At 63.2% G+C, this 13,986-nt stretch carries 10 protein-coding genes; 8 read left to right on the forward strand and 2 right to left on the reverse strand.

Going from position 1 to position 13,986, the window contains the following annotated elements:
* The first annotated feature begins 362 nt into the window (after positions 1-362).
* The 5 genes from AWB95_RS06565 to AWB95_RS06585 all read left to right on the forward strand — a co-directional run bounded on the left by AWB95_RS06565 (position 363) and on the right by AWB95_RS06585 (position 6,641).
* Positions 363-1,676, forward strand: coding sequence for a hypothetical protein (locus AWB95_RS06565; RefSeq protein WP_062538374.1), 1,314 nt, complete (start codon positions 363-365; stop codon positions 1,674-1,676).
* Positions 1,677-1,866: 190 nt separating this feature from the next.
* Positions 1,867-3,135, forward strand: a complete 1,269-nt coding sequence (locus AWB95_RS06570) for a glycosyltransferase (RefSeq protein WP_062538381.1) — start codon at positions 1,867-1,869, stop codon at positions 3,133-3,135.
* A gap of 136 nt (positions 3,136-3,271) precedes the next feature.
* Complete coding sequence (locus tag AWB95_RS06575) at positions 3,272-3,997, forward strand: class I SAM-dependent methyltransferase (RefSeq protein ID WP_084706895.1); 726 nt, start codon at positions 3,272-3,274, stop codon at positions 3,995-3,997.
* Positions 3,998-4,084: 87 nt separating this feature from the next.
* Positions 4,085-5,344, forward strand: coding sequence for a glycosyltransferase (locus tag AWB95_RS06580; protein ID WP_062538375.1), 1,260 nt, complete (start codon positions 4,085-4,087; stop codon positions 5,342-5,344).
* Between the two features lie 16 nt (positions 5,345-5,360).
* On the forward strand, positions 5,361-6,641 hold the full coding sequence (locus AWB95_RS06585) for a glycosyltransferase (protein ID WP_062538376.1): 1,281 nt from the start codon (positions 5,361-5,363) through the stop codon (positions 6,639-6,641).
* Positions 6,642-6,677: 36 nt separating this feature from the next.
* Here the strand turns inward: AWB95_RS06585 and AWB95_RS06590 are convergent, their stop codons facing one another.
* Both AWB95_RS06590 and AWB95_RS06595 read right to left on the reverse strand, forming a co-directional pair.
* Positions 6,678-7,760 (reverse strand): NAD-dependent epimerase/dehydratase family protein, encoded by a 1,083-nt coding sequence (locus tag AWB95_RS06590; protein ID WP_062538377.1) that lies wholly within the window; start codon positions 7,758-7,760, stop codon positions 6,678-6,680.
* A 250-nt stretch (positions 7,761-8,010) separates the two neighbouring features.
* Positions 8,011-10,194: an acyltransferase family protein gene (locus AWB95_RS06595; RefSeq protein WP_085167840.1), complete on the reverse strand. Its 2,184-nt coding sequence runs from the start codon at positions 10,192-10,194 to the stop codon at positions 8,011-8,013.
* A gap of 579 nt (positions 10,195-10,773) precedes the next feature.
* Between AWB95_RS06595 and AWB95_RS06600 the strand changes: the two genes are divergently transcribed.
* The 3 genes from AWB95_RS06600 to AWB95_RS06610 all read left to right on the forward strand — a co-directional run.
* Positions 10,774-11,868, forward strand: a complete 1,095-nt coding sequence (locus tag AWB95_RS06600) for a class I SAM-dependent methyltransferase (RefSeq protein WP_062538378.1) — start codon at positions 10,774-10,776, stop codon at positions 11,866-11,868.
* Positions 11,869-12,422: 554 nt separating this feature from the next.
* Complete coding sequence (locus AWB95_RS06605; RefSeq protein ID WP_062538383.1) at positions 12,423-12,653, forward strand: MbtH family protein; 231 nt, start codon at positions 12,423-12,425, stop codon at positions 12,651-12,653.
* Between the two features lie 23 nt (positions 12,654-12,676).
* The coding region (locus tag AWB95_RS06610) for a condensation domain-containing protein (protein WP_085167842.1) at positions 12,677-13,986 on the forward strand (1,310 nt) is incomplete at its 3' end.

Genomic DNA, 13,986 nt, shown 5'->3' on the forward strand with positions numbered 1-13,986 from the left:
GATTCGCGTGGCTCCCGGTGCATGGCGCAGACGCCCAACGAGACATCAGGTGATGGCAACGGTCCAAAAGGTAAGTGGGACACGGCGTTCGCCAATGACCAGTCGACCGTCCTCGGGCCGCAGGATTGCTCCGTCCCTAGTGACCGGGAAAGGGCCAGCCGTGAATTCCGCACGGCTGCTGAAGACATGCTGCTGACGCCAGGTTGATCAGATCGGTCTGCTGGGGCCCAATCTGGTCCCGGTCGTTTGTTGGACGCCGCCCCCAGTTGGAGCCAACGCATCCCAAGCGACGCGGGGTAGTTTGCTCGTTACTGAAGGTGAAACTGCATCTACGGCCGATAGTGAGAAAGTACGGTACGCAAATGGACAACCTGCTCGACCCGCTCGACCAAGCCATGTTTGAGTTCGGGCGAGCGACGGGAGTTACCGTCGTCATCCAAGCCGTCTGGGTCTACAACCGTGCCATCGACATCGAGGGTCTGCGGAAGTTCCATGACCATCTTCAGCGGGGCCGGTTGTCCCGCCGTATCGAACGCTCACCCTTGCCGTTCGGCCGCCATCGCTGGGTAGCGCCCAACGGCTCACCCAAGCTCGAGATCGTTGCATCCGCGCGACCGCGCGAAGAATTCGACAATTGGCTCAACGAGCAGGCCAGGGTCCCACTGGATTGCGAGCGGGGGCCGGGATGGCACCTCGCGGTGCTGCCGTTCACCGATGGCGGCGCCGGGGTCAGCCTTCTCGTCCCGCACTCCATCACCGACGGTCTGGGGCTGTTCGAGGCACTGGCCGATGCCGCGCTTGGTCGTGATGACCCGATCAGTTGGCCGGTTTCCGCATCGCGCACGCGGTGGCAGGCCGTGCGCGAAGATGCTCGCCAAACCGCGCGCGATGCACGCGCCATCGGCCGCGGAGTCGCCGCCGCAGTGCGCGTTGCCCGCCGCGGCCGCAGCAAAGCTGGACCTGCCGCCCCGCTTCCTGCGCTCCCCGCCGGCGCGGCCGACCGATCCATCACGGTCCCAATTGCGACGATGTTCGTCGGCGCCGACGAGTGGGAGGGCCGCGCACAATCACTCGGCGGCAGCAGCGCGACGCTGCTTGCCGGATTGGCGGCACGTCTCGCCGAACGACGGGGACGAGTAACCGCCGACGGCCTGGTCGACTTGAGGATCCCGTTCAACGAGCGCACGGTCGACGACACCCGCGCCAACGCGGTCAGCAATGTCGACATCATGGTCGACCCGTCTCCCGCGGCGACCGACCTGCGCCCGATGCGCGCCGCAATCCGCGAAGCGCTGATGCGCCACAGGCAGGTCCCCGACGACGAGCGGGCAATGTTCTCTGCCGTTCCTCTGGTGCCCAAGCGGCTCATCAGGAAGATCAGCGGGAACGGGATCGGCGTCGTCTCAACCAACCTCGGTGCGATCAACCCGGCGGCCACGCGGCCGGATGGCACGGACGCCGATTATCTCGGCATGCGGATGCATTACCCAGCCGTGACCGAGGCGATGGTGCACCGATTCGGTGGACTGCAGATTATGGGGGCGGGGAGGGCGCATGAACAGGTCTTTGTCTCAGCCCTTGCTTATCAGCCGGGCCGCCTCAACTCGAATGATGCCTTGCGGCATGACCTTGCGAGCGTCTTGAAAGACTTCTCGCTTACCGGCACGCATCTCTGAGCGTTCGCGCGGGATGCTTTGCCGTTCAGCCCAACCCGCCGAGCACCAGTTAGATAGTCCCACCGCAGTCGCACAGTCTTCGCACCCAAAAATCGGAGAAAAACCCAGCCGACAATCCAAGAATTCGGAATAATTACCGACGGCCTGACGCCGACCACGCCCAAGCGAAGTGAAAGGTCAGGACCGCGCAATGAAGTTTGTGCTGGCAAGCTGGGGAAGTCGCGGCGATGTCGAGCCCTTCGCCGCTGTCGGTCGTGAACTGCTGCGACGCGGACACGAAGTGCGTATGGCTGTCCCGCCGGATTTGGTTGGTTTCGTCGAGGCGGCTGGTATTGCGGCGGTCGGATATGGACCGGATTTGCGTGGCATCGCGGACGCGCACCGCGACTACTGGACGTGTTTCTTCCGGAACTTTTGGAAGATCGGGGAGTTGAACAGGCTGCGGAGCGCAGTTTGGGAGCCAGTTGCGGCGCGCTGGGAGGAGATGAGCGCCACGCTGACATCGCTGGCAGACGGCGCCGACCTGCTATTCAGCGGGCTGAATTTCGAGAACGCCGCTGCCAACGTCGCCGAGTACCACGACATTCCACTGGCCACACTGCATTTCTTCCCCTTGCGGGCGAACGGCCAACTCCTCCCATTCCTGCCAGCGCCGCTGGGCCGCTGCGCAATAACAGTGTTCTGGTGGATGTCGTGGCTCGGGACGAAGAAACTCGAGGACGCGCAGCGCAGCAAATTGGGCCTGCCGAAGACAAAGGGGTCGGCGCCTAGGCGGATCACCGAGCGCGGATCGCTGGAAATTCAGGCTTACGACGAGGTTTGCTTTCCTGGGCTGGCGGCCGAATGGGCGAGATGGAATGGCCAACGGCCATTCGTCGGTGCGCTGACGATTGAGTTGCCAACAGATGTCGACGATGAGGTTGCGTCGTGGATCAAGGCGGGAACTCCACCGATCTTCTTTGGCTTCGGCAGCATCCCGGTGGTGTCTCCGGCCGAGAAGGTGGCCATGATCAGCGCGGCGTGTGCACAGTTGGGCGAGCGGGCACTGGTGTGCGCCGGTTCGAGCGACTTCAGCCGCGTCCCCCATTTCGAGCACGTCAAGGTGGTGGACACAGTGAATTACGCGTCCGTCTTTCCGGCATGCCGCGCTGTCGTGCATCACGGCGCCCCGGGTACGACGGCCGCGGGGCTGCGCGCCGGCCTCCCCACCTTAAGCCTTCCGACCGACCTCGATCAGACGCTGTGGGGGGCTGCGATCAAACGATTAGAGGTGGGCACCGCTCGGCACTTTTCGACTGCCACGCTGGAAACGCTGATCGACGATCTGCGGACCATCCTGGCCCCGCAGTACGCCGCCCGCGCGCGCGACATTGGCTCCCGGATGACCAAACCGGCCGAAAGCGTTCTGACCACAGCCGATCTCGTGGAAAAGTTCGCCCGCGTGGGCCGTGTTGGCTGACCGGTTTTGCCGGCGCGGACCTAGGGTAGGCGTTGCCGCACCGCCGAAGGATCTATGCGCGTTGCGCAAGCAGTAGGCGGAACGGAAACACGAAGGGGTTTGGCGTGCGGGGCGTACCCCCTGCCAGGTAGCTCCGATGGAGGGTGGTTGTGTGAACCGGATCAAGGCCGTGCAGGAGGCGCTCGACGGGCGGGTGAAGCCCGTTTACCTCGAGATCGGCGTTTCGTACGGGATGGCGTTTCGGCGCATTGCCGCCGACGAGAAGATCGCGGTCGATCCGACGTTGAAGCTCTCGGCGCGCTCCCGCAGGCTCGCCGAGGCGAAAGCGCGCGCCACCCACTACTTCGAGGCGACCAGCGACGCCTTTTTCGCGAGCGAGACGGCCTTCCTGGAGCAACACGGCGTCGACGTCGCCCTGATCGACGGGCTTCACACCTATCAGCAGGCACTGCGCGACGTGGAGAACACCCTGCGCTATCTGCGAGACGACGGTGTCATCGTCCTGCACGACTGCAACCCCGCAAACGCTGCGATCGGCTACCCTGCCGCGTCATACGCCGACTATCGTGCGCATCACCGCTGGCGAAACCTGCTCTGGCACATGCTCATCACGACGCCGCCCTGGAGCGGTGATGTCTGGAAGGCGATCGTCCACCTGCGCAGCACCCGGCCCGACCTGCTCGTTGCAGTCCTGGACTGCGATAGTGGGATAGGCCTGGTGCGGAAGGGGCCGCCGGAGTCGCAACTGCCCTATACGGCGGCACAGGTCGAGGCGTTGGATTACGAGGACCTCGCCGCCGACCGCGAGCGCTTGCTCAACCTGAAGCCACCCGCTTACCTCGGCGAATTTGTCGCGTCGTAGCTGCTGGCGGCGGCTCAGCGGGGATGGCAGGCCCGGCGATTCGTTTCGCTGAACCCGCACGACAAGCGAGGGGCTAGGATCTCCGCAATGAAATTTGTGCTGGCATGCTACGGATCTCGTGGCGATGTCGAGCCTTGCGTCGCAGTCGGCCGTGAGTTGCTGCGGAGAGGGCACGAGGCGCGCATGGTGGTGCCGCCTGACCTGGTCGGATTCGCCGAGTCGGCTGGGCTTTCCGCGGTTGCGTGCGGACCTGATATGCGGGCCGTTCTCGAGGCGCACCGCAAGTTCTGGACATGTCTATTTCGCACCCCATGGAGGGTGCGGGATCTGATCGCTTTCCGGCGCGACGTCGGGGAGCCCATCATCCAGTGCTGGGAAGAGATGGCCACCACGCTGAGGTCGCTGGCGGACGGGGTGGACCTGCTCTTCACCGGCCTGAATTTCGAGGACGCGGCCGCCAACGTCGCGGAGTATTACGACATCCCACTAGCCACGCTGCATTACTTCCCGCTGCGACCCAACGGCGAACTGCTGTCATTCCTGCCGGCGCCGCTAGGCCGCTCCGCAATGAGGGCATTTTGGTGGCTGTCGTGGCGCGGCACGAAGAAGGTCGAGGATGCGCAGCGACGCGAACTTGGCCTGCCGAAGGTAACGGGCCCGTCGCCGCGGCGAATCAGCGAACGTGGATCGCTGGAAATCCAGGCCTACGATGAGGTTTGCTTTCCCGGGCTGGCAGCCGAATGGGCGAAATTGGGTGACCAGCGGCCCTTTGTCGGCGCGCTGACGATGGAGTTGCCGACGGATGCCGACGACGAGGCCGCGTCGTGGATTGCCGGGGGAACACCGCCGGTACTCTTCGGCTTTGGCAGCATCGCGGTCGAATCTCCGGCCGCCACACTCGGCATGATCAGCGAGGCCTGCGCGCAGTTGGGTGAACGGGCGCTAGTGTGCTCCGGCGGAACTGATTTCAGCGGCGTCCCCCATTCGGATCATGTCAAGGTGGTGGACGCGGTCAATTATGCGGGTGTTTTCCCGGCCTGCCGCGCGGTGGTGCATCACGGTGGCGCCGGCACCACGGCCGCCGGGCTGCGCGCCGGAGTCCCAACGTTGATTCTCTCGACGGACCTCGATCAGACGCTGTGGGGAGCTCGGGTCAAACGATTGAAGGTTGGTACCGCCCGGCGCTTTTCGACCACTAACCAGCAAACGCTACGTGATGACCTGCGCACTATCCTTGCTCAGGAGTGCGTCGCCCGAGCCCGTGAGATCGCAACTCGGATGACCAAACCCGCTGAAAGCGTGGCGGCGGCGGCCGATCTCGTGGAAAATCTTGCGCGCGGGAAGTGAAGGGCTTGGAGCTGCGATGAAATTTGTGCTGGCGGCCTATGGGACTCGTGGCGATGTCGAGCCGTTCATCGTTGTCGGCCGGGAGCTGCTGCGCAGAGGGCACGAAGTGCGCGTGGCAGTCGCGCCCAACCTGGTTGGCGACGTCGAGGCGGCTGGGCTTTCGGCGGTCGCCTATGGGATGGATTCGCAGGCCGTGATCGACATGCACCGCGACTTTTGGACGAGTCTTTTCCGCAACTTCTGGAAGATCCCGGAAGTGATCCGGCTGTGGCGTGAGATTTGGGAGCCGGGTATCCAGTCCTGGCAGGAGATGAGCGCGGCGCTTACATCGCTGGCGGACGGGGCCGACCTGCTACTCACCGGCATCAGTTTTCAGGAGGGCGCGGCAAACGTCGCCGAGTACTACAACATTCCGTTGGCCACCCTGCACACGTTCCCGATGCGGGCGCACGGCCAGTTCATTCCGATGTTGCCGTCGCGGCTGGGCCGCTCCGCGATGACGGCGCTCGAATGGGTGCATTGGCGCATGACTAGAAAGGTTGAGAACGCGCAGCGTCATGAACTTGGCCTATCGAAGGCAACACGGCCCTCGCCGCGACGGATCGCCGAACGTGAATCGCTGGAAATCCAGGCGTACGACGAGGTTTGCTTTCCCGGGCTGGCAGCCGAATGGGCGGAATTCGGTGACCAGCGGCCGTTTGTCGGCGCGCTGACGATGGAGACGCCGACCGAGGCGGACGACGAGGTCGCCTCATGGATCGCGGAGGGAAACCCGCCAATTCTCTTCGGCTTCGGCAGTATTCCGGTCGGTTCGCCCGCTGAGACTCTCGCAATGATCAGTGCGGCTTGCGCGGAGCTTGGCGAGCGGGCATTGGTGTGTGCCGGCTGGAGTGACTTCAGCGACGTCGCGGAGTTCGACCACATCAAGATGGTGGGCGCGGTGAACTACGTGGCGGTATTTCCAGCCTGCCGCGCGGTGGTACACCATGGTGGCGCCGCCACCACGGCCGTCGGCCTGGGCGCCGGAATACCCACGTTGATCCTCTGGACGTGGCCCGACCAGTCGCTGCGGGGAACGGCGGTCAAAAGATTGAAGGTGGGTACTGCCCGGCGCTTTTCGACAACCACACAGGAATCGCTGATTGCGGATCTGCGTACCATCCTTGCTCCGCAATGCGCCACGCTGGCCCGCGAGATCGCGAGCCGGATAGCCAAACCCGCCGAAAGCGTGGTTGCCGCGACCGATCTCGTCGAAAACTTCGCCCGGCAGGGGCGCGTCGGCTGCCGTCAGACTTAACGAAGATCCCCGCGCGCGGCGGCCAGATGCGCCGACTTAGGTTGCATGATCGCTTGGAACGGAGGGCAATTCGGGTTGCCTGCCGATCCATTCGAGCAGCGTGCGCAGGCCCTCCTCGAGTGCCCATTTCGGGCGGTAGTCGAGTTCGTTCTGGGCCGGCTCGACGATGCAGCTCGCGGCACGTACGTCACCGTCGCGAAATTTCGGTACGACGACGGGCTCGGGAGCGTCGCACATCGCGGCTATCTCGCGGGCCAGCTCGTGGATGGTGGTCGCGCTGCCTGACCCGATGTCAAGACAGCGCGACTCAACTGCAGGCCTTTGCAGCGTCGAGAACAACGCGTCGACGACATCATCGATAAACACGAAATCGCGCACGATGCGACCGTCTTCGTAAACCTCCAAAGGGCGTTGCTCACGCGCCAACCGTGCGAAGAGAGCCACGATCCCGGTGTACGAATTGGTCAACGACTGGCCCGGCCCGTAAACATTCTGCAGCCGCAGCACACTCAGGCTGGCGTCGTGTGCTGTCGTCCACGCCGTCAACATGTGTTCCTGTGCGAGTTTGGTCGCGGCGTAGATGTTGGTAGGTCGCGGCTCGGTTCGGCATGCGCAACTCGGAAGCGGCACTGCCGCTTCGCCGGTGGGCCCTTGCGGATCCCAGATGCCGGCGAGCAGCTGGGCGTGACTGCGAGGCGGCGGATAGAACACTTCGTCACCGGATTGCCAAGCGCCCTCGCCGTACACCGCCCGTGACGACGCCAGCACGAACTGGTCGGGCACGTGCCCGGCGCGGCTCAGGGCATCAAGCAGCTGGGCCGTTCCTACGACGTTCACCGAGGCATGACGTGTCGCCTCGGTAAGCGACTGCGCGGTTCCGGTCTCGGCCGCCAAATGCACGACCTGCGCCGGACGAAATAGCCGAAGCACCGCATCCCAGTCGGGCGCATGGGTGACATCGCCGGTGAACAACTGCACCGATCGTGGCAGGTCGATCGCGTCGCGTCCGGCGTGCACTTGCGGATGCAAGACGTCCATCACGGCGACGTCGTAGCCGGCTTTGACGAGACGGCGTGAGAGCGCGGATCCTATGAATCCTGCCCCACCAGTGACGAGCACGGACGTTGACAAGAGGGGAAGCCTCCGGTTCGTCTGCGGAGTGGTCTTGTGACCGGCACGCGTTGTCGAGAGCGCAGTCCTGGCCGATCATATCCTCGACCTCTCGGCAATTATGCTCACCTGCGCCAACCGCGGGAAAAACTCTGCGCGCGCGAGCTGAGAGAGTCGAACTTCATTCTGGCACTGCACTTTTCGTTCTACACGACCACAGTCGGGCCCCTGTATCGGCTTGCCGCCGGTGCGCAATCTCTCAACCGCGCGCGAGCGCGCCGTCGGCCAGTGCACCGATTACCGGCGCCACCAGCCGGCAGTAGTCGGCCGCCACATGATTCCTGTCGAAGTACACCAGGGTGTTGCCGACGATTACCGGGCAGCGCTCGGTGGTGCAGAACAGCCCGGTCAGGTCGGCGTAGTGTCCGCCGCCGGCTGTGGTGGCAGCAGACTCAGCCGTGATGCCGGTTGCGTTGACCGCCGTCGACCGTGGCGGCGAGCAGGCCGTTACGTTGTCGAGATGCGCCGACAGGCAAAGCGGCACTGTCGACTGGGGATCAGGGATCGGTCCGAGCACCAGCACCCTTGCACCGGTGTCGCGCAGTTGCTGCACCAGCCGGGCCAGGCCGTCGATCCAGGCTGGGTCATATGACGTCAATCCCGACGGAAAGCCATGGGCGGCACCGTAGCGTCGCCACAAGCTGAGCACAACCAGACGTGGGTGCTCGGCACGTAGCCGGTCGATGACCTGAGTGCGCCACTGCCCGCACTCGGTGTACTCCCGGTGAAGCAATGGGTTGATGAGGGGCACGTCCATCAATGGACAGCCGCCCTTGCTCAGCGTCTCTAGCCGCCAGTGCCGCTGCGTGGCGAGTTGCTGGAACGCCGGGCTCCACATCGCGGCATTCGAGTCACCGACCAAAGCCACCGTGGTCGGCGAGGCGGTGTCGCCCGTCGCGCAATCCGGCTGGGCGACTTGGTAGAACTGACGCATACAGCTTTTGATGAACGTGGCCATTTTTGTCGCCGCCACGTCGGCAAGCGGCGGATTCAGGTTGGACGGTACGGCTTTCAGGTCGATAGATGCCGCGACCGCGGCCTGCACCTGCGCGAACGCCTGCTGTACCGCCGCGTCGTAGGGGCTCATGTTGGGGCCCCCCGGCGCGGGCGCCGCAGTGACGGCCACCGTCGGGGCCGGCGCGCCACGGCCGACGGGGGCGGGTACGACCACCAGCAATGCCACGCCGACGCAGACCGCCATCGCGGTGGCGACACCACCAACTGCCAGGCTGCGTGCAGGAGAGCGGCGTACAGGAGCGGCGAATCGCAACGGATTCTCGATCAGATGCAGTGTGAGAACAGCCAACCCGCAGGAGATGAGTGCAGCTGCCAGCCTGCCGGCCAGTCCGAGCGGGTGGCCCAGCAATGGCGGTGCGAGTAGGAGCACGGGCCAGTGCCACAGATACCACGAGTACGACACTCGGCCGATCGCCCGCATCGGCGACAACGACAGGACGCGCCCGCACCCACGGGAGGCTGAGGCACAGCCGGCGCCAATCACCAGCGCGGTGCCCACAACGGGTAACAGCGCGGCGGTGCCCGGGTAGAGCGTGCTCGTGCTCAACACGGTGCAGGCCAGCAGAATCAGGCCCAGCCCTGCCCAACCCGCGATGGCGGCGGCTAGTGCCGGTAATCGGCGCCAGTGGCCGGCCGTCAGCGCCACCAGCCCGCCAGCACCCAACTGCCAGGCCCTGGTGGGAAGCGAATAAAACGCCACAAACGGCATCCAGTGAGTGCTCGCGAGCGACAACGCGAACGACACCGCCCCGACCACCGCCAGGATTGTCAGATACGGAGTTTCTGACGACGTGCCGTGCGTCGCGCTACGTCGACGCGTGCGTCGGATAAACCAAGCCGTACCGATAATCAAGGGCGGCCACACGAGGTAGAACTGCTCTTCTACGCCCAAAGACCAGTAATGTAAAAACGGCGACGGCGGCATCTCACTGAAGAAGTAGTCGGCGCCTTGTGCGAGAAACCGGTAGTTGCCGACATATAACGCGCTGGCGATGCCGTCACCGAAGACGGTACGAGCCTGCAACGGGGGCAACAGAATAGCCGCGCCGATCGCGGTAACGACCCCTACCGTCGCCGATGCCGGCAGCAATCGGCGGGCCCGCGCTCCGTAAAACCGGCGCAGTCGGACGGTGCCGGCGGTGCGCACCTCGCGGAAGAGCAGCCCGGTGATGAGGAAGCCAGAGATAACGAAGAAAACGTCCACGCCGATGTACCCACCACCGACGCCAGGCACCTCGGCGTGAAACAGGACGACGGCCAACACCGCGACCGCGCGCAGGCCCTCGATGTCTCCGCGAAAATCCTTCTGGGGCGAGCGCCCAGCCCGCACTCCCTCGACGGGGCTTACGGTGTCATCGAGGCGCAAGGTTCACCAACTTGGTAAGGAGAAGTGTTCTTCTGATGGCGTCATTGTTGCATTTTCGGCAGCCCCGAAGGGGTGGATTCGAATCCGTTAAATTGCGGACCGCGCTGGTGACGGTCTCCGGCGGGCTGTCCCGGCAAGCTGCAGAAGATGATCGATGCGACGGTGGACTGCGCAAACCGTTACCGGAGAAGACAACGACCGAGCGTGGCGTTTCAAGTATGAAGTCGCCCAAACGATTTCGAACTCGTAGGCGGCCGAGTGGCTCGACGGGGCTTTTCGGACCACCAGCAGCTGCCAGGCAACCGTGCAGCAAGCACGCGACGACACTCGAATCCCGAGACTGTTACAGTGACCGTGGTGTAAAGTCCGCGCTATCAAGAGCTTTGCAGACTGCGCCGCATGCCTCGGTATGGACGTGTCCTTGCGAGAGCGAATGTGGAAATTGCAGTCGGCCGCGTCGCGCGGCGAACGATACGCCACCCACCAAACAAGAGGGCACGCTCCATCGATGGTCCACAGCCGCGCGGTCCAGGCGATGCGCATCCAGTACTCCCTGGCCCATAACCCGGAGGCGAACCGATGGGTGTAGTCGATAGGCGGACAGTGGATCGGACGAACCTCCACCGCGTATGGAAAGCCATCCTTGTTGGTGGTGCGCTCATCGTGGCCGCCGCATGTTACTTCGTACCGGCCCTCGCCGTAGCCATCGGCGTGGTTCTGCTGGTCGTCCTCTGCGCACGCTTTTTCTACCGGGATCGCGACCGCTACATTCCCAACTTATATGCCCGGGACACCAAGGCCTATGACGACGCATACCGTGCGTTTATCGCGCGCACGATTTCGGACCTGCGGCGGTGCAGGATTCGAGGCCACACACTATTGTGGGAAGCATCTCGCCTGCCGGAACCAATCGGCAACAATTCCGACGAGCTTCTGCTCGATCTAGGTGTCTGGATTGGCTGGTCCACGCGCCTCATATCTGATGCCTGCGACCGCTTGGTGTATGGTTTCGATACTTTTACCGGTCTTGTCGAAGACTGGCAACTCGAAAACCAGGTCCTAAAACGCGGCACCTTTTCACTGTCGGATCCATTAGCAGTACGTGCCATGGCAGAAACCGGCGTCAGCTTGCACGACGGCATACCAGCCGCGCTCGGTCGTAACGTTCAATTCATCAAGGGAAGCACCTACGACACGTTGGCGCCATTCCTGGCTGCCCGACCCGGCGCGTCGATTCGCCTGTTCCACATGGATTTGGACACCTACGAAAGTTGCCTCCACGCATTAGAAACCTGCAAAGATCGCTTTATCGAAGGCTCCATACTTGTCTTTGATGAGTATCTTGTCACCAGTGGCGAAATGCGTGCTTTCTATGAGTTCCAGGACCGCTACCAGTTGGAATGGCGGTACCGAGCCTGGGGCCTTGAGATCATGGAGATGAATGTCGAGATGATCCGTGCGCGTTGGAAGCGCGCGTTGTATTACCTGCTCTGGATCGCATCGTATTGGTTGGCAGGGGAGGGCCGCTATATATGGACTTGCTTTGGCCGGCCGTTTTGGCGATTCTGGTTGGGCGCACCGGCAGGTGACATCTTTTTCATGCTGGGTGCGGCCGGCCAACGCAAGTCGATAAGCCTTGAGATCACCGGCCTGGGCAAGCTTCACAGCGGGTAATGTCACTAGGCAGGTTCCGCTTCGCCGTAAAGGCATGAGAAAGATAACTGGATCGTGCCGACGGAATATGGCGGCTCTGCAATTGGACTTTGACCAAATTGGTGTGCCGAGTCGACGCCCGCGCGCCCTGGAGATTTGCGCGCCATGGTAATAATCCAGCTCGTCGATGATCCGACGCGAGCGTCAGGAAAACGAACCGCGAGGTTCGCCGCTGGATCAGCGGCAGCACCACGCTGGTAGTACGGGTGCCCGCTACGGGCGCAGAATCCGCCCCCTTCCGAGTAATCGACTACTCCACTTTGCGCCGGCGGACCGGATGGTGCTCTCGCGGCCCGTCGATGCCCAGTGGCGAACTGCGAGGCCAAGTCCGTCGCTGCTGGTCACAAGGCCAGCAGTCACCATCGCAGCGACCCCATGCCGGGAGCGAATCACTGAGGCCCACCAGGCACCTTGGGATGATCTGAGGAACTTTGCCGAAAACTGGACCCACTCTGTTGGCTCCAGTAGAGTTTGGACCTGTTGTGCTCGTGTCGATTAGACAGCAGGGGGACCTCGTGAGCGTCAATCCCTTTGACGATGAAAATGGAAGCTTTTTTGTGTTGGTCAATGATGAGGAGCAACACAGCTTGTGGCCGACCTTCGCCGATGTTCCCGCCGGTTGGCGGGTCGTTTACGGCGAAGCCGACCGCGCCGCGTGCCTGGAATACATCGAACAAAACTGGCCCGACATCAGGCCGAAAAGCCTACGCGAAAGGCTAGCGAAGAGTCAGGGATCTGATAGCTAGACCGTCCGGGTTCGGTGAGTCCGATGGAAATTGATGACGAGGCACTGCCGCTCTCGCGCGGGCAGCTCGACATCTGGCTTGCTCAGGAGACGGGCAGCTTTGATGAAGAATGGCATATAGTCGCACATGCCATAATCGAGGGTGCCGTTGAACGGAATGTGCTTGAACAAGCAATCCGTCGCGTGGTGGCAGAGGCCGAGCCGATCAGGGCCGGCTTTTTCGAGGTGGATGGCCAGGTTTTTCAAAAACCAATTGACAACCCCGAGGTCGAGCTCCCATTCTACGATCTCACGCACCTTTCGGATCCGCTGCAGGAATTCCGTCGGATAACCGAGTCGATCCGGCGCACTCCAATGCCGCCGTCTGGACCGCTATTCAAATTTGCGCTGTTTCAAACGCGGACGAACGAATCCTATTGGTTTTTGTGCTTCCACCATCTGGTGACCGATGGATTCGGCACCGTGCTTTTCGCCAACCGGGTGGCCGCGGTCTATTCCGCCCTGATTGCCGAGGCGCCCGAGCCTCCTGCCTTTTTCGGCTCGCTGCAGGATCTGGTCGCGTGGGAGGCCGAATACCAGGAATCTGAGCAGTACGCCGAGGACTTAGCGTATTGGAGCGAGAACCTCCCGCCGGAAAGCGCGCCATATTCTGGCCTGTCACAATCGCCGGACGACCGCGACCCATCGTCGGTATCTGATTCTGTTCGACTGGATCCTGGGGTTGTCAGCCGCGTCCACCAGTTGTCCGACGTTTTGGGAATGCGGCGGTCATCGGTGATCACAGCCGCCTGCGCGCTGCTGGTGCGAGGGTGGTCTGCCGAGGGCTCACAGGTGGTGCTCGACTTTCCAGTGAGCAGGCGGACAAGCCCGGAGTCGGGAACGTTTCCCGGGATGGTTTCCGGGGTCGTCCCGCTGGTGTTAACGGTTTCGCCGCGATCGACGGTTGCCGATTTTTGCGAGCATGTCGACGCGCGGATACGCGAGGCGCTGGCGCATCAGCGGTTCCCGGTGCCCGCCCTTGAACGCAAAGCCCGTCACCGGGGTCCAGGGCGGCCACGCAATAGGGTCGGCGTGAATTTCGTGCCGTCGATAAACGTTCTGCCCTTCGCTGATTCGCCGGCAACAGGGGCCGTTACACGCTTCGGCCGTGTGGACCACTTCGAATTGTTTTTCTTGAGCGCCGACGGCCAGCTCTCCCTGAGTACCGCGGGCGCCGCGCAGCCATGGTCGAGCTTCGCCGTGCCCGAGTTGGCACGGCGGTTGGAGCGGGTGTTGGTGGGGATGGCGGCTGCTTCGGGTGGGTTGTTGTCGTCGTTGGGTGTGGTGGATGAGGT

The sequence above is a fragment of the Mycobacterium celatum genome (assembly GCF_002101595.1).
Lineage (GTDB): Bacteria > Actinomycetota > Actinomycetes > Mycobacteriales > Mycobacteriaceae > Mycobacterium > Mycobacterium celatum.

Bases quoted from the DNA above. Each gene is read 5' to 3' on its own strand.
- AWB95_RS06575 (WP_084706895.1), top strand. From the start codon at position 3,272: ATGGAGGGTGGTTGTGTGAACCGGATCAAGGCCGTGCAGGAGGCGCTC.
- AWB95_RS06600 (WP_062538378.1), top strand. From the start codon at position 10,774: ATGGGTGTAGTCGATAGGCGGACAGTGGATCGGACGAACCTCCACCGC.
- AWB95_RS06570 (WP_062538381.1), top strand. From the start codon at position 1,867: ATGAAGTTTGTGCTGGCAAGCTGGGGAAGTCGCGGCGATGTCGAGCCC.
- AWB95_RS06580 (WP_062538375.1), top strand. From the start codon at position 4,085: ATGAAATTTGTGCTGGCATGCTACGGATCTCGTGGCGATGTCGAGCCT.
- AWB95_RS06585 (WP_062538376.1), top strand. From the start codon at position 5,361: ATGAAATTTGTGCTGGCGGCCTATGGGACTCGTGGCGATGTCGAGCCG.
- AWB95_RS06565 (WP_062538374.1), top strand. From the start codon at position 363: ATGGACAACCTGCTCGACCCGCTCGACCAAGCCATGTTTGAGTTCGGG.